The sequence below is a fragment of the Lascolabacillus sp. genome (genome assembly GCF_028696275.1).
Classification (GTDB): Bacteria; Bacteroidota; Bacteroidia; order Bacteroidales; family Dysgonomonadaceae; genus Proteiniphilum; species Proteiniphilum massiliensis.
Window position 1 is genome coordinate 1 of the sequence record NZ_JAQVHI010000044.1, and the last position, 15,562, is coordinate 15,562.

Sequence of the window (15,562 nt, forward strand, 5' to 3'; positions counted from 1 at the left end):
TATAATCTTAATATTATATCTCTTGTACTTGCTTGTCAAAAAAAAATGTATGTAAATTTTTTAAAGATCGCTTATCGTTTCGCTTATCAGGTGGTGTTCCTTTCAAAAGCGGGTGCAAAGATATGGAGAGTTTATTTACCATCCAAACATATTTGCAATTAATTTTCAAAAAAACTTCACTTTTTTTCCTCTCTGAGCACAAAGATATGATATTCACGTAAATAACGAAAAAAGAAAAATTCGACTTTTTTTGACCAATTTGGTCAGTAAGGTCTAAACTCCAAAAAAATGATTCTAACACGTCTGTTTAAAACTGATGCTTTTCATCATAAACGAGCAGAAATTGCCTATAAGAAAATCATATTTTATGTGTAACTTGCGCCCGATTTAACAAACCAATTTTTCTCAACAACAAACTAAATTTTCAATGAAGGGTATTATACTTATCTTAAAAAGATTTTTACCACCATATAAGAAACATCTGTTTCTTGCATTTTTCTTTAATATTCTAACCGCAATACTGAATGTATTTTCTCTTGCCACAATAATTCCTATTCTTCAGGTATTATTTAAAGTGAATAAACAAACATTTGAGTTTATACCCTGGAAAGGTACCGAATATTCAATAATCGATATTACACTTAATAATGTGAACTGGTATATAACCCAGCTGATCGAAACAAATGGTAGCAGCTATACATTAATGTTGCTTGCAGTCACATTAATAATAATGACACTCCTTAAAACAGCCTCAGCATATCTGGGATCCTATTTTATAATACCAATAAGAACAGGTGTTGTAAAAGACATCAGAAACAATATTAATGATAAGATTCTTTCGTTGCCTCTGGCTTTTTTCTCAGAAGAGAGAAAGGGTGATATTCTGTCAAGAATTTCGGGTGATGTCAATGAAGTAGAGAATTCAGTAATGAGTTCACTTGATATGTTATTCAAAAACCCAATATTAATACTAATATATCTTACCACGATGACAGTATTAAGTTGGCAGCTGACTCTTTTTGTACTTTTGGTTCTTCCGATAATGGGTTTTATAATGGGACGTGTAGGAAGAACCCTTAAAAGAACCTCTTTCGAGGCACAAAACAAATGGGGAGAACTAATGTCACAGGTAGAAGAGACTTTAAGTGGACTCAGAGTAATAAAGGCATTTGTTGCGGAAAATAAAATCTCTAAAAGATTTCACAACGGCAGTAATGAATTCAGGAGGATGTCAAACAGAATCTCACGAAGACAGCAGCTGGCACACCCAATGAGTGAGCTTTTGGGCACCATAACAATTGCAATTGTACTTTGGTTTGGAGGATCTCTGATATTAGGGAATAATAGTGCAATAGATGCAGCAACATTTATTTATTACCTCACAATATTTTATAGTATAATAAATCCAGCTAAAGAATTTTCTAAATCAGCATATGCTGTTCAGCGTGGATTAGCCTCAATGGAAAGGATTGATAAGATTTTAGATGCAAAAAATCCTATTACAGATCCTGAAAAGCCTGTAGATATAAACTTCAATTCAAAAATTGAGTATAAAGGTGTTTGGTTTAAATATATTAATGATTGGGTTATTAAAGGAGTGAACCTCACAATAGAAAAAGGTAAAACTATAGCCCTTGTTGGTCAGTCCGGATCAGGAAAATCAACATTAGCAGATCTTCTTCCCAGATTCTACGATATTCAGGAAGGTGGTATATATATTGATGGAGTAGATATAAGAGACGTGAAAATTCATGAACTAAGATCCCTAATGGGAAATGTTAATCAAGATCCTATTCTATTTAATGATACTATATATAATAATATAGCTTTTGGAATGAAAGATGTATCTGAAAGCAGAGTAATTGAAGCTGCAAAAATTGCAAATGCACATGAGTTCATAATGGCCACCGAAGATGGATACAACACAAATATTGGTGACAGGGGTGGAAAACTTTCCGGTGGTCAAAGACAAAGAATTAGTATTGCCAGAGCAATTCTGAAGAACCCTGAAATACTAATCTTTGATGAAGCTACTTCTGCATTGGATACTGACTCCGAACGTCTGGTACAGGAAGCTCTTGATAAACTTATGAAGGATCGTACTACTATTATTATTGCTCACCGCCTATCTACTATTAGAAATGCAGATACCATTTATGTGATGAAAGATGGCGAAATAGTAGAACAGGGCAAGCATGACTCCCTATACAAACTAGGTGGATACTACACTAAACTTTGTGATATGCAAGGAGAATTATAGAGTTTCTTTAGAAACCTTCTCCAAAACTCTGTCTACTGCTTCAAACGGTGAATTTATGCTCTGAAACTCAGGAACAATCTCCTTCATTTTTCTAACGGTTCTCATATCATCATATTCATATGAAACCTTGATTAACGAATCAATCATTCGAGAAATTTCGTCATACTCATATTCACGAACGTTTGCAATCATTATTTTTTCATGATGTGTAGGCTTAGTATATTCAGCATGGTTCAAAAGCTCTTCATAAAGCTTCTCTCCATTACGCAAGCCTGTAAATTCAATTTTGATATTTTTTGAGCCTGACAGACGAATCATTCTCTTTGCCAGATCAAGAATCTTAACTGGTTTACCCATATCAAAAATAAATATCTCTCCACCCTTTCCCATTGCTCCTGCTTCAAGCACTAACTGGCATGCTTCAGGTATAGTCATAAAATACCTTATGATTTCCGGGTGGGTTACGGTAACAGGTCCCCCATGTTTTATCTGATCCTTGAAAAGAGGTATAACCGAACCATTTGATCCTAACACATTTCCAAAACGTGTAGTAATAAATTGCGTTGATTTTTCTCCACTCTTTTCTATTTTTTTTGCTAATGACTGAACATAGATTTCACAGATCCTTTTTGAACAGCCCATCACATTAGATGGATTAACTGCTTTATCTGTAGAAACCATTACAAACTTATTAGCGTTATATTTCACAGACAGGTCAGCAACAATTTTTGTTCCCAAAACATTTGTTTGTATCGCTTCAGACACATTCACCTCCATCATTGGGACATGTTTGTAAGCAGCTGCATGAAAAATATATTGAGGTCTGGTCTTCGAAAATATCTTATCCATTCTCGAATGGTTGCTTACATTTGCAACCAATATTTCTGTTCTCAGATCTCTCCATTTTTCTTTTAACTCAAGCTTCAGATTGTGCAGAGGTGTTTCAGCCTGGTCAATTAAAATAATACTGTTTGGATTAAAAGAAGCAACCTGCCTAACAATCTCGCTACCAATAGAACCTCCTGCGCCGGTTATCATTACCCTTTTGCCTTCGATATTTGAGGCAATCTCTATCATATTAATCCTAATAGGATCACGTGGTAACAAATCCTCAATTTGTATATCCTTTAACTGTTCCTTACTCTTCAACGAACCGTTCCATTCGTTAATAGGTACTGTTGTTAACAGAGAGATGTCATGATCCACAAAGTTTGCAAGTAATGCCGAATTCTTTATCTCCTCCATTTTTTGAGGAGACACAATAATAGTATGTACATTCTTACTTACTAAAATCCTGAAAATATCCTGATTATTCTCATAAATAGTAACACCCATGAGTTCCTTCCCTATCATATGGCTTTCATCAGATATAAAACCCAGCACACGATAGTTAAATTCATTATTACCCTTGAGAGCTTTAGCAACACTTATACCGGCTTCTTTTGTTCCATATATGAATACATTTACAGGCTTCATATCACTACCGGTAATGGTTTCATAAACCTCTTTAACCAATATACGTGAGAATATCATTAAAAATGTATTCAGGAAATATATTGATATATATGTAAGATTGTCAAGATGAAACAGAGGATTTGATTTCCTTATAATAACTATAGCAATAAAAGTCAATACATATCCTAATACAAGTGCATAAACTATCCTCAATAAATCTGTAAAAGAAGAGAACCTTAAAATACCACTAAATGTACGTAAGGAAACAAAAGATATAATATTGAAGATAATTAAGAATAACCCAACTGTTGTTCCGTCACTTCTTATTTCGGCTGTAAGCCCATCGAATCCATACCTTACTAAATACATAAACAGGCATGAAAAAACAATCATCAGAATATCAAGTGCCAAAATTGCTGTTCTGGAAAGGACTCTGCGTGATAGGTAGTTCTGTATAAACTTACTCATAAAGATTATTTTTATAAATCAGTAACTCGATTGGAATGCAAAGGTAAAAGTTTTTTTATTTAAACTGCTCATTTAAAATATTTACCTTTTTAGTCATACCGGTTTCAATAAGTTCAATACCTTTGTTTAAAAGCGGATCTTCCCTGTAATAAGCAGCCCAGAAAGCCTCTTCGCCAAAAAAGTTTCTAATTATATATGCATATAAATTAGTCTCAAATAATTCACCCGACTCCTGAATATAGTAGGGTCTGCGTCTGATACCATTATTATCAGCGTAACTAACCAGGTTTAATAAAAGTGGTTGCTGTCTAAGATATCTGTATAGCTCCTGCCATGTACTGAAAGTGCTAAGCCTTTCTCTGTTCATATCAGAATAGACCATAGCATACTCTTCATCTAAACGCCTGTTTACAACACTATTATAGTATGAATTGTAACCTGTAGTATCCCTTGGAATAAATATATCAGGCATAATTCCATCACCACCGTAAACGGTTCTTCCACCTAAAGTTTCGTAAGGGATAAGATTATTCAAAGTGTCAATATTCACATAGTCTCCTTGAATATAACGGTTTATGGCATCCATCTCATACTCATCATATCTTCCCTTTTCATATGTCCTTTGAATCGATCTTCCCGATGCTGTATAATATCTCGCTACAGTTAGTCTGACAGCTGATCCGTCAGGAAAATTTCTCTGACTTTGTACAAGTCCTTTTCCAAACGAACGTCTTCCAATCACCAATCCTCTGTCATGATCCTGAATTGCTCCTGCAAATATTTCACTCGCTGAAGCACTCAATTCATCGATTAATACTACAACATCATCATTTTTGCATGTGCCCGAACCATTTGCATAGTTGTCTGTACGCGGAAAATTTCTACCTTCTGTATATACAATGAGATCACCTTTCTGCAAAAACTCGTTCACCATTGCCACAACAACTTCAAGTGACCCCCCAGCATTACCTCTGAGGTCAATTATAAACGAATTGGCGCCCATACTTTTCAACTTGGATATTGCAGATATAAATTCACTAAATGTGTTAAACCCGAAATTAACACCAAGTTTTATATAACCTATTTCATCAGACAGCATAAATGCAGCATTAACACTCTTAACAGGTATCTCGCCACGGGTTACAGTTATATTTTCTATAAAATCATTCCCGGCTCTCTTTATACCCAGCTTCACTTCTGTCCCTCTTTCCCCGCGCAATACTTTCAGAACCTGCTCATTACGAATTTTCTTACCTGCAACAACAGAATCATCAACTGCAACAATCCTGTCCCAGGGCATTATTCCGGCTGCTTCAGAAGGACCACCGGGTACAATACTGGTTACAACTATAGTATCTCTAAGTACATAAAAGCTAACACCTATACCAGAAAAATGACCTTCCAAAGACTCATTTACCCTTTTCATATCTGCTGCCGAGATATATTCAGAGTGTGGGTCTAGTTCCTGAATAATATTAGGCAAGGCATCCTCAACAAGTTGATAAGTGTTCACTGTATCCACATAAGATTCATGTATATAGTTTAATACAGCATCTAACTTACCGGAACCAACAAGATTTCCGGGAGTATTGAAGATGCTGAACTTACTCCCTATAAACAGACCAATTGCTATTCCAATTGAAATCCATAGAGGCAACCATATTCCTTTTCTTCTTTCTGTACCCATTTAATACTTTTATCTTTTTATCCGTTCAGCTCTACATTTACGAGTTCGATACCTGCTCTTCTCAATAGATCGACTCCATCACTTAACCTGTATGCATCAGCATAAACAACTCTGTTTATTCCTGCCTGGATAATCAGTTTTGCACACTCTATACATGGAGAAGATGTAACATACAGAGTTGCATCTTTGCTGCTATTGTTAGAACAGGCCACTTTTGTTATTGCATTAGCTTCAGCATGTAAAACATATGGTTTTGTTTTATTGTCCTCGTCTTCGCAAATGTTCTCAAATCCGGATGGAGTACCATTGTAACCATCTGAGATTATCATTTTGTCTTTAACTAATAATGCTCCGACTTTTCTACGTTTACAGTATGAATTTTCAGACCAGATATAGGCCATTCGCATATATCTTTTATCAAGCAGCTCCTGTTTATTTTCGCTTTCTATCATTATTGTATTATACGGCTTTAAGACTCATGTCCAAACTTTTGACAGAATGTGTTAAAGCTCCTACGGAGACATAATCAACACCTGTAACAGCATAGTCCCTAATAGTTTCAAATGTAATTCCTCCTGACGATTCAAGCTCTACTCTTCCATTAACAATTTCTACAGCCTTACGAGTATCTTCAACTGTAAAATTATCCAACATTATCCTGTCGACACCTCCAACATTCAGAGCTTCGTTGAGTTCGTCAAAATTTCTTACTTCTATCTCAATTTTTAGATCTTTGTTCTTTTCTTTGAGATATTGTTTCGCTCTGGTAATTGCATTCTTTATGCCTCCGGCGAAATCAACATGATTATCTTTTAAAAGGATCATGTCGAAGAGACCAATCCTGTGGTTTTCTCCTCCTCCAATTTTCACTGCCTGCTTTTCCAGCATCCTCAAACCGGGGGTGGTTTTTCTTGTGTCAAGCACTTTTGTTTTAGTCCCTTCCAGCAATTTCACATATTTATTAGTAATTGTGGCAATCCCACTCATTCTTTGCATTAGATTCAAAACCAATCTCTCAGTTTGCAGCAGCGACTGTACTTTACCTGTTACAACGAAAGCTACATCGCCAGGCTTAACCTGAGCCCCATCCTCTATAAAAACCTCAACTTTTAATTCGGGGTCAAATTTATGAAAGACATCTTTTGCTACATCTACCCCTGCAAGAATACCTTCTTCTTTTATTAACAACTTTGAACTGCCAACTTCCGACGCGGGTATGCTGCATAATGTTGTATGATCACCATCACCGATATCTTCAGCAAAAGCCAGTTCCAATAAGCTATTAATTAAATTTTCTACTTCCATCACCTAAAGGGTTCTATTAGTTATGGGTATTTCACATTAAACATCCAAATACCCTTATTGTTATAAATTTCCTAAAATATTTCGCACAAAAATACAAAATAATCGGCTACTTTTGTAACTAAACTATGGTTTTTAATTGTTTAGGGATAATATTAGTATGAAAATAGCTCTACTTTCTATAGGAAAAACTGATAACAGACTTTTTAAAGAAATTATTGATGAGTATGTTAAAAGGTTGAATTACTATATCCCTTTTGAAGACATTTATATCCCTGATATAAAGAACAGAAAAAGTATTTCTGAAGTTGAGCAGAAAAATCTTGAAGGTGATAAACTTATAAAAGCACTGGAACTAACCGATTACATTGTTTTACTGGACGAAAAAGGAAAAAAATTCAATTCATCCGGTTTTGCAAATTATATCGAAAAGAAAATGCACACAGTTCCTAAACGATTGGTTTTTATAATTGGTGGTCCATACGGCTTTTCTAAAAGTGTTTACAATATAGCCAACGAAAAGATCTCGCTCTCAGAAATGACTTTCACGCATCAAATGGTTAGAATGATATTTACAGAACAGCTCTACAGGGCTATGACTATTATAAATAATGAGCCATATCATCATGAATAAAGCAGTTTTTTACATTTTTCTTTTCTTGCTGACAGGCAACTTATACTCTCAGGAAATTATTGGAAGTTGGACTGGCAGCCTAAAAATTCAGGAAACTTCACTACGTCTTGTGTTTAATGTTTCTATGAAAGATTCTGTACTCATTTCCACTTTTGATAGCCCCGACCAGGGTGCATTTGGATTACCCACAACGAGAACTACCTATTCTGAATCTGATAAAAAACTTGAAATAATTGCTTCAGGACTTGGAATCTTTTACAGAGGTATTCTCGAAAACGATTCAATTGTCGGCACATTTAATCAGGGTGGTATTCCATTTCCTCTTACATTGAGAAAAACTATCAAAGAGGTTGTACACAAACCACAAACGCCTATTGAACCTCTTCCTTATATTTCCGAAGAAGTAACTATACCTGATAACAGTCAGAACAAAGTTTCACTATCTGGAACTTTAACCCTTCCTGATAGTACAGGCATATTTCCTGCAATTATTCTAATAGCCGGCAGCGGTCCAAATGACAGAGATGAAACTATTTTCGGTCATAAACCTTTTTATCTGTTATCAGACTATCTTACACGTAATGGTTTTGCAGTGTTACGATACGACAAGAGAGGCGTTGGAAAGTCAACCGGTGACTATTCAAAGGCAACTATCAGCGACTTTGTAACTGATGCATCTAATGCTTTAGAGTATCTGAAAAGCAGAAAAGAGATTGACAGTTCAAAGATAGGCATGTTAGGGCATAGTGAAGGTGGTATAATTGCCCCAATGGTAGCATCAAAAAGCAGTGATGTAAAATTCCTGGTTCTTTTGGCTGCACCCGGTACAAAAGGTATTGAGATTGTTCTTGATCAGAATGAGAACTCGCTCAAACATCAAGGAATTGAACCGGAAACCATTAACAGACTACAGCTTACAAACAGAGAAATTTTTGAGAGTTTACTTGTTTGGTCTGGCTCAGAAAATGATCGTACAGCGCTTCGCGACAGACTTTCATATTTATGGGAACAACTCCCTATTCTGATTAAGCTTAAGTTGGAAAAAGAACCTTATCTTCGTGCTCAGTTCAATGCTATGATAACTCCCGGTTATCGCAGCTTTCTTGCAACTGACCCTAAAGATTATTTAAGCCTTGTTTCATGTCCTGTACTTGCAATTAATGGAGAGAATGATGTTCAGGTGCCTGCATTAAAAAATCTCGAAGCTATAAAGCATCATATTCAAAAAGGTGGTAATTATAAAGTTGAAACAAAATCATACCCCTTGCTGAATCATCTGTTTCAGGAAAGTATAACAGGTCAGCCCGATGAATATGCAAAGATCGATCAAACAATATCTCCACAGATTTTATCTGATATTACTAATTGGATAAAAAGTAAAACTGAATAAACAATAAATTATAATGAGCAAAATAAAGAAAATAATAAAAGTACTATGGATAATTATTGCAATCATAGCCATAGCTTCAATTATATCTCTTATAACACTTCCCCAGTGGAAAGGTATCTTTCTTGCAGGTAGTGGTGGATTTCTTATACTGAATATACTAATAGCTATGTTCTTCTTAAAGCATAACTACAAGAACTGACTATTTAATCCTCGAATCCGAATTCAAATTTTAGTTGGTCAAACATTTCGTTTTCAACACCATTATCTGAATTTTCAAATGAAGCTGTTTTAGCCAGAATCAGTTCAGACCTGTCCCTGGAGGTACGACCATAAAATTTCAGTGCATTCAGGGCTGATTGTCTGAGGAGCATAGATTCTGATCCCAGATTCTCTATAGCTGAATTGATTAATATTCCAGAGTCGATTTTATTCACAAGGTCCGAACCAGTTATACATAATCTTGAAAACAGCCACAACCCTGTAGTTACAATATTATCTTCTTTGCTATTTATGGATGTCACAACTAACTCATCTGCATAGGGAAGTCGTTGTAATATATTTTTACATACCTGCTCACGCAGCTCCTGATCTTTAATCTCTGAGATCCATTCCAGAGCTTTATTCTTACTGAAGTGATCAACCGGATATAATAAAGTTGCCATTATTTTCATCTCCCTCACATCCTCTTCCCAGAGTCGCTCCGCCAGAACTGCATCAGACTGGTATTTCTGCGCGATCCTATTAATAACCGGTATTTCAACCCCAAAGATCATTCTGTAATTTACACCCTTATTTCTCATACTGGTAGATACTACCCCATTCATCGATAATCTCAGATCTGTGCGTATTTGTCGTAAAATATCTTTCATTTTAGGCTTTTTAATAAGTATTAAAATACAAATTTAGCCCATTCAGACCTATTTAAAATTTTTTTTATCTATTTTTCATTACATTTGTGTTTTAATTGACAAAAACCTGTAAAATGAGACTTCTATTAATCAGTAACTCAACTAATCCCGGGGAAAGTTATCTGGAATATCCAAAAGAGTACATAAAAGAATTTCTTGGGGAAAAGCCTCTGAATGCTATCTTTATACCCTATGCTGCAGTAACCTTCTCCTATGAAGAGTATGAAGAAAAAGTAAATCAGCGTTTTGCCGAAATTGGTCATCATGTCACCAGTATCCATCGTTTTATTAACCCTGTTGAAGCAATACAGAATGCCGATGCAATAGTAGTTGGCGGAGGCAATACCTGGCAGCTTGTGAAAATGCTTCAAGAGAAAGGGTTGATGAAGGTGATCCGTAAAAAAGTAAAAAAAGGAACTCCATATATTGGCTGGAGTGCAGGCTCAAATATTGCCTGTCCTACTCTTAGAACAACGAACGATATGCCAATTGTTGAACCGTTAAAATTCAAGACTCTAAAGCTGGTGCCATTTCAAATCAATCCACATTATCTCGATGATAATCCTGCAAACCATGGAGGTGAGACGCGAGAAGTAAGAATTAAAGAATTTATCGAGATTAACCAGGATACATATGTTGTTGGTTTACGCGAAGGTACAATGCTTTTACTTGAAGAGGATGAACTTGTACTGATGGGTAATCGTAATGCCAGAATATTCAAATATGGCCAGGATCCCAAAGAGTTATCAAATGAGGATGACTTCAGCTTTCTATTGAAATAAACAGAAACAGAACCTACATTAAACATTAATGGCTACAGATAATTCAACAGTTGGATTAGTGCGATCGAAAATTCAGCTCATATTAAATGACAGCAGGACGTTAGGTGTACTACTGCTTATTTGCACTGCTATATCACTTATATTATCTAATCTGAAAGGAGTTGGAGTACATTATTACAATTTCTGGGACTCTGAGATTCCACTGTTTGGTAAACTCCATCTTCCTCACTCTATAGTGCATTTTATCAACGATGCACTAATGTCGTTATTCTTCTTTCATGTTGCACTCGACATAAAGAAGGAGATAACTGACGGAGAACTTTCAACTCCGGGTAGAATGATGTTACCGGCAATCTCAGCCATATTTGGAGTAGTATTTCCATCTTTAATATTCATAATCGCTACAAGAAACAGTGATTATACAAGTGGATGGGCAATTCCCGCTGCTACAGATATAGCCTTTACTATTGGGATGCTAAGTCTGCTGGGTAAAGCAGTTTCACACTCAATGAAAGTATTCATTGTTGCACTGGCAATAATAGATGACCTATGTGCAATTCTGATTATTGCATTCTTTTATGGTTCTGCACCAGATATATACTGGCTACTGGGTGTTGCGGGTATAGCAATTGTGATCTATTTTATAAACAAATTCATAAAGAATAATTCTGCATACATTTACACAATTATTCTGGCTTTGGCAATGTGGTACTGCACCTACAGATCAGGTATTCATGCATCTTTTGCGGGAGTCATACTCGCTTTCATCCTTCCAATTAACAGAATGCCGGCATTTGAAAAGAGAATTAGTTTCCCGGTCAACTACCTTATCATTCCAATTTTTGCATTAGCCAATACAAGCATTCTTATTTCATCATCATCAATAGCGGGTCTGGCTTCATCACTCTCTATTGGTATAATATTAGGCTTAGTTGTAGGAAAGCCCTTAGGCATATCTCTCGCAGTATATCTGCTTACAAAATTAAAAATCGTACGGTTGTCAACAAAAATCAACTGGCTAGTACTCATTGGAGTAACTATCTTTGCAGGTATAGGATTTACAATGTCAATTTTTGTATCAAATCTGGCATTCCCTGAGAATAAATTACACCAGGATATCGCAAAGCTCTCAGTATTAATAGCTTCATGTCTTGCAATGATATTTGGCTATATCTGGATCAAGATGGCTGCTAATATAAAGCAAAAAAATATAGACAACGAGTGAGTAATTAAGCAGGATTAAAAAATCATAAACGCTCCTCTCCGAAAATTGTATCTGAGTGCAGGATAAGATCGATATATTGGGCTCTTTTGTAAATAAGCACACTGTCGTTCTTATTCAGCACGCTGTCAGATAATTTGCCCTTAAAATCATCTATTCTGTTATATCCCTTCCTTTCCATCCAACCGGAAATAGTGTTGTTTATGTCGGTTATTACACCGGTACCATACTTATATACTGCACTTACTACCTGCACACAAGAGGCTCCTGAAAGCAACAGTTTTATTACATCCTCTCCAGTGAAGATCCCGCGGCTACTGCAAATATCTGCAGCTATTCGCCCATAAAGCATTCCTGCATATCGAAGTGATTTCTTATAATCCCCTCTTCTGCTAAAGTTGTACGATTTGCGATGCTTCTCTTTTTCTATATCAATATCCGGCTGGAAGAAAGCATTAAACAGGACTAATCCATCAACACCTGCTTCATCCAGTTGTTGTGCAAAGTTGAGAATATTAGTGTAATCAGAACTTAATTTCACTCCAACAGGTATAGACAACCTATCTTTTACTGACGAAACAATATCTGCCTGAAAGCTTTCAATAGCCACACCATCACGGTCAAAACGTGTAGGAGTCTGGTAAAGATTAAGCTCAATACCATCAACACCTGTCTCTTCTATTAACTTCGCATATTTAATCCATGTTGACTTGTTTACAGCATTAAGACTGGCAATCACCGGAACAGAAACACTCTCTTTTGCTTTACGCAGTACATGCAAAAAGTGCTCAATTTCTGATCTCTCTATTTCGGGATGCAAGGTGATCATTTCTGCATGTATATCATTATACTCCTCAAGCATTTCATCATGCTGCAGGTTCTCCAGCTGCACCTGCTCTTCAAATAATGATTTATACACAATTGCTGCTACTCCGGCATCTTCTGCTCTTTTCAGGGTATCGTTATTAGTTGAAAGTTCTGATGCTCCTAAAATGACAGGACTTCTTAATGGTATTCCCATGTAGGATGTTTCCAGGTTGTTCATTTCTGCGATTTTTTAAGGAATGAATAAAAAAATGTTATATAAATGTTATAACAGAAGTATATCGGAATAAGTTTAATAGTTAACAAAAATATTTTGTCGGTTTGGGCGCCCCCTGGGCACCCCAGAATTCCAGATTTAATTTCTATATTTGCAAAGTAAATAAAAAAAATGCACCCGACAACCCTAAGCTTATGCAGAAAGAGCTTAAAAATGGGACATACAGTTTGTATCTCGAATATTATATGGGATATGTAAAAACCGTAAATGAGAATACCGGCGAAGAAATGGTGAGAAAAAGTCGAAAAAAGGAGTCATTGAACTTGTATTTACTAAAAAATCCACGAACAACCGTTGAGCGTCAGACCAACAAAGAGACATTAGAGTTGGCAAAACAGATTCGCTACGAAAAAAACAGCAGATGAAAGATGCTGCAACCGGCTATCGACTACCAACTTTCAAAAAAGTAAACATCTTACCAAAAAATAAAGGATAAAAACAGTTCTACGCCGTTTTTATTTTTCATTGTCGGAATACTCCTCATCTGTCACAGGCTCCATCCACACTACACTTCCTTTGCTTTGTTGCGTGGAAATGGCAATATGTTCAAACTCGCTATTTTGTGAAGCCCCGTGCCAATGTATAATATCGGGGTATATCTCTACAACATCTCCGGCTTTTAACGGCCGAATTGACTTTCCTTTTTCCTGATAATATCCGTTCCCTTTTGTGCACAACAGTATCTGACCACCCGGATGTGAATGCCAATTTGTTCTCGCACCCGGTTCAAATAAAACTTTTCCTGCTGTCAGATCGAAATTTTCTTTGTCTGTAACCAGCATATTCAGCCAGGCTTTTCCCGTAAAATAATTGTTCGTAATCAGATTACCTTTGAGAAATACCTCGTTCATGGCTTCGACACCCGGATTAGCCCCTTTTTTCGATTCGTTATTGCACCCGATGAATATAAATGACGCAAGTGTTAGAATAATTATTATTTTTCTCATTATCAGAACCTAAATTTTTGATTGTTTTCTTATGAAACGGATAACACTTCATTCAGCACCTTTTGAGCAACTTTCGCTTCTTTCTTGCCCAATGTTGCCCTTATAACCTTAATGAATTGCTCCAACTGTTCCGGTGTTATTCCTACATTCAGGCAAATTTTCATGTGAGACCGGAGCATGGGTTCCGCATTACCGATGCTGCTTATGACGGAAATGGTCACCAATTCCCTTTCGGCATAGGTCAATACATCTCTTTCAAAGATGTCAGCAAACAGATGTTCCTTAAGAAACCTTTCTATTTCCGGTGCAAATGCCGAATAACCCGTTTGTGGCATATTTTGCGGAACTCCGGTGAGTTTTTCCAGAATTTCCCTGCCTCTTTCATATTTGCTTCGCTCATCATTGACAGGCGTTGCGGTGGCACCTAAAAAGTCGGTGATACCTTTAGCCTTGCGTTCATTCACTACTTCCATGAATGTTTGCAACCCACGAATGCTTCGGGGAAAACCGCAGTAAGCATATACATGAACAATCGCTTCTTTTATTTGGTTTATGGTCAATCCTGTGTCGAGTCCTTTATCAAGAAAAGGCTTTAATGCCTGAAGATCACCTTTAGCAGTTAGAGCAGCAATTGAAATAAGGTTTTGTTGCTTATCCGTCAAAGATTCATCGGAACTCACTTCCGTTTGGGCATTTATGTGGTATGATATAAAGCCTAAAACGACGACTAACCCGATTAATTTACCAACTTTCATTCCCTGTTTCATTTCGACACAAATAGTTTGCTGTTAAATACCGCGAGATTGTAAACGGTCTCTTATTTGGGACGTTTTTTCAATCACATCTAATCTCGCTTTACGTGGATCAAACTTTCCGATAGGTTTACCATCAGGCTCAATGTCCAATATTTCTTCTTTTTGTGTATTGTAAAGAGGCCAAACAGGCAGATTTTCGCCATTTGGATTGCCAGTTTTGGCGAAATTTGTCCAATAAGTATTCATCATTCTTGATAATTCTTTTTCTTCCGGGGACGGTTCGAGAGCATCTCTACGTTCATTCAGCGTATCAAATACATAACCTACCTCTGAACCGTGTCCGGCACCGTATCGTGCTCGTACTCTCATCGCGGGAGAAACATAGTCAAAATGATAGACGTAAACCGGTTCTTTTTCGGCTGCAAACGACCTCGCCACCATCCTGGCAGGTTCACCCCAGACCCAATCGGTGTTGAACGTTGTAATAACTTCTGCAAATTCTTTAGTACCATCAGGATCGAAAGCAGCTTCAGCTTCGTTCTTTAATTCTCCAAACAGAGAAAATAGTTCCTCCTTTGAGTGGCTATTATTTACAAAGCTACCACCGATTTCTGCACTGCAATTTCCAATGATGAGCGGAACTTTTGCCT

The 15,562-nt window shown here is 36.5% G+C and carries 16 protein-coding genes; 7 read left to right on the forward strand and 9 right to left on the reverse strand.

Annotated elements, in window-relative coordinates; all coding sequences use genetic code 11:
• The first annotated feature begins 427 nt into the window (after nucleotides 1-427).
• Entirely contained in the window at nucleotides 428-2,260 is a 1,833-nt protein-coding gene (locus PHO43_RS08925; RefSeq protein ID WP_053827212.1) for an ABC transporter ATP-binding protein, read from the forward strand.
• Here the strand turns inward: PHO43_RS08925 and PHO43_RS08930 are convergent.
• The 4 genes from PHO43_RS08930 to nadC are packed head-to-tail and all read right to left on the reverse strand — an operon-like array spanning nucleotide 2,255 to nucleotide 7,175.
• Nucleotides 2,255-4,183, reverse strand: coding sequence for a polysaccharide biosynthesis protein (locus PHO43_RS08930; protein WP_288011988.1), 1,929 nt, complete (start codon nucleotides 4,181-4,183; stop codon nucleotides 2,255-2,257). The two genes, PHO43_RS08925 and PHO43_RS08930, sit on opposite strands and share 6 nt — an antisense overlap.
• 55 nt (nucleotides 4,184-4,238) lie before the next feature.
• Nucleotides 4,239-5,870 (reverse strand): S41 family peptidase, encoded by a 1,632-nt coding sequence (locus PHO43_RS08935; protein WP_045090326.1) that lies wholly within the window; start codon nucleotides 5,868-5,870, stop codon nucleotides 4,239-4,241.
• 17 nt (nucleotides 5,871-5,887) lie between these two features.
• Nucleotides 5,888-6,319, reverse strand: coding sequence for a deoxycytidylate deaminase (locus tag PHO43_RS08940; RefSeq protein WP_154904875.1), 432 nt, complete (start codon nucleotides 6,317-6,319; stop codon nucleotides 5,888-5,890).
• A 10-nt stretch (nucleotides 6,320-6,329) separates the two neighbouring features.
• Nucleotides 6,330-7,175 (reverse strand): carboxylating nicotinate-nucleotide diphosphorylase, encoded by an 846-nt coding sequence (nadC, locus tag PHO43_RS08945; protein ID WP_288011990.1) that lies wholly within the window; start codon nucleotides 7,173-7,175, stop codon nucleotides 6,330-6,332.
• A 157-nt stretch (nucleotides 7,176-7,332) separates the two neighbouring features.
• Between nadC and rlmH the strand changes: the two genes are divergently transcribed.
• The 3 genes from rlmH to PHO43_RS08960 are packed head-to-tail and all read left to right on the forward strand — an operon-like array spanning nucleotide 7,333 to nucleotide 9,395.
• A complete protein-coding gene (rlmH, locus tag PHO43_RS08950) occupies nucleotides 7,333-7,806 on the forward strand; it encodes a 23S rRNA (pseudouridine(1915)-N(3))-methyltransferase RlmH (RefSeq protein WP_045090329.1) in 474 nt (157 codons plus the stop codon).
• Entirely contained in the window at nucleotides 7,799-9,196 is a 1,398-nt protein-coding gene (locus tag PHO43_RS08955) for an alpha/beta hydrolase family protein (protein WP_288011992.1), read from the forward strand. The genes rlmH and PHO43_RS08955 overlap by 8 nt, the downstream gene beginning before the upstream one ends.
• 13 nt (nucleotides 9,197-9,209) lie before the next feature.
• Nucleotides 9,210-9,395 carry a hypothetical protein gene (locus PHO43_RS08960; protein WP_154904862.1) on the forward strand — a complete coding sequence of 62 codons (186 nt, stop codon included), beginning with the start codon at nucleotides 9,210-9,212 and terminating at the stop codon, nucleotides 9,393-9,395.
• A 4-nt stretch (nucleotides 9,396-9,399) separates the two neighbouring features.
• Here the strand turns inward: PHO43_RS08960 and PHO43_RS08965 are convergent, their stop codons facing one another.
• The gene (locus PHO43_RS08965; protein ID WP_288011994.1) at nucleotides 9,400-10,065 is read right to left on the reverse strand and encodes a DNA alkylation repair protein; all 666 of its coding nucleotides are present in this window, start codon (nucleotides 10,063-10,065) and stop codon (nucleotides 9,400-9,402) included.
• 113 nt (nucleotides 10,066-10,178) lie between these two features.
• Here PHO43_RS08965 and pepE point away from each other — a divergent pair, with 113 nt between their 5' ends.
• Nucleotides 10,179-10,886 (forward strand): dipeptidase PepE, encoded by a 708-nt coding sequence (pepE, locus tag PHO43_RS08970; RefSeq protein WP_045090333.1) that lies wholly within the window; start codon nucleotides 10,179-10,181, stop codon nucleotides 10,884-10,886.
• A gap of 28 nt (nucleotides 10,887-10,914) precedes the next feature.
• Entirely contained in the window at nucleotides 10,915-12,111 is a 1,197-nt protein-coding gene (gene nhaA / locus PHO43_RS08975; RefSeq protein ID WP_288011996.1) for a Na+/H+ antiporter NhaA, read from the forward strand.
• Between the two features lie 22 nt (nucleotides 12,112-12,133).
• Here the strand turns inward: nhaA and PHO43_RS08980 are convergent, their stop codons facing one another.
• Nucleotides 12,134-13,153 carry a dihydroorotate dehydrogenase-like protein gene (locus PHO43_RS08980; RefSeq protein WP_045090335.1) on the reverse strand — a complete coding sequence of 340 codons (1,020 nt, stop codon included), beginning with the start codon at nucleotides 13,151-13,153 and terminating at the stop codon, nucleotides 12,134-12,136.
• Between the two features lie 191 nt (nucleotides 13,154-13,344).
• On the opposite strand from PHO43_RS08980, the gene PHO43_RS08985 reads away from it, so the two are divergent.
• Nucleotides 13,345-13,575, forward strand: a complete 231-nt coding sequence (locus PHO43_RS08985) for a hypothetical protein (protein ID WP_082057439.1) — start codon at nucleotides 13,345-13,347, stop codon at nucleotides 13,573-13,575.
• Nucleotides 13,576-13,665: 90 nt separating this feature from the next.
• Here PHO43_RS08985 and PHO43_RS08990 read toward each other — a convergent pair whose 3' ends face one another.
• From PHO43_RS08990 to PHO43_RS09000, 3 genes are all read right to left on the reverse strand, one after another.
• Complete coding sequence (locus tag PHO43_RS08990; RefSeq protein ID WP_082057402.1) at nucleotides 13,666-14,157, reverse strand: (R)-mandelonitrile lyase; 492 nt, start codon at nucleotides 14,155-14,157, stop codon at nucleotides 13,666-13,668.
• A gap of 29 nt (nucleotides 14,158-14,186) precedes the next feature.
• On the reverse strand, nucleotides 14,187-14,837 hold the full coding sequence (locus PHO43_RS08995; RefSeq protein ID WP_231623116.1) for a carboxymuconolactone decarboxylase family protein: 651 nt from the start codon (nucleotides 14,835-14,837) through the stop codon (nucleotides 14,187-14,189).
• A gap of 108 nt (nucleotides 14,838-14,945) precedes the next feature.
• Nucleotides 14,946-15,562, reverse strand: a 617-nt coding sequence (locus PHO43_RS09000) for a carboxylesterase family protein (RefSeq protein WP_288011999.1), incomplete at its 5' end; no start/stop codon positions are given.

What these genes read in the sequence shown, in the direction of transcription:
- nadC (WP_288011990.1), bottom strand. Translation starts at nt 7,175, where the DNA reads ATGGAAGTAGAAAATTTAATTAATAGCTTATTGGAACTGGCTTTTGCT.
- PHO43_RS08955 (WP_288011992.1), top strand. Translation starts at nt 7,799, where the DNA reads ATGAATAAAGCAGTTTTTTACATTTTTCTTTTCTTGCTGACAGGCAAC.
- PHO43_RS08930 (WP_288011988.1), bottom strand. Translation starts at nt 4,183, where the DNA reads ATGAGTAAGTTTATACAGAACTACCTATCACGCAGAGTCCTTTCCAGA.
- PHO43_RS08990 (WP_082057402.1), bottom strand. Translation starts at nt 14,157, where the DNA reads ATGAGAAAAATAATAATTATTCTAACACTTGCGTCATTTATATTCATC.
- PHO43_RS08935 (WP_045090326.1), bottom strand. Translation starts at nt 5,870, where the DNA reads ATGGGTACAGAAAGAAGAAAAGGAATATGGTTGCCTCTATGGATTTCA.
- PHO43_RS08965 (WP_288011994.1), bottom strand. Translation starts at nt 10,065, where the DNA reads ATGAAAGATATTTTACGACAAATACGCACAGATCTGAGATTATCGATG.
- PHO43_RS08925 (WP_053827212.1), top strand. Translation starts at nt 428, where the DNA reads ATGAAGGGTATTATACTTATCTTAAAAAGATTTTTACCACCATATAAG.
- PHO43_RS08980 (WP_045090335.1), bottom strand. Translation starts at nt 13,153, where the DNA reads ATGAACAACCTGGAAACATCCTACATGGGAATACCATTAAGAAGTCCT.
- PHO43_RS08985 (WP_082057439.1), top strand. Translation starts at nt 13,345, where the DNA reads ATGCAGAAAGAGCTTAAAAATGGGACATACAGTTTGTATCTCGAATAT.
- rlmH (WP_045090329.1), top strand. Translation starts at nt 7,333, where the DNA reads ATGAAAATAGCTCTACTTTCTATAGGAAAAACTGATAACAGACTTTTT.
- nhaA (WP_288011996.1), top strand. Translation starts at nt 10,915, where the DNA reads ATGGCTACAGATAATTCAACAGTTGGATTAGTGCGATCGAAAATTCAG.
- pepE (WP_045090333.1), top strand. Translation starts at nt 10,179, where the DNA reads ATGAGACTTCTATTAATCAGTAACTCAACTAATCCCGGGGAAAGTTAT.
- PHO43_RS08960 (WP_154904862.1), top strand. Translation starts at nt 9,210, where the DNA reads ATGAGCAAAATAAAGAAAATAATAAAAGTACTATGGATAATTATTGCA.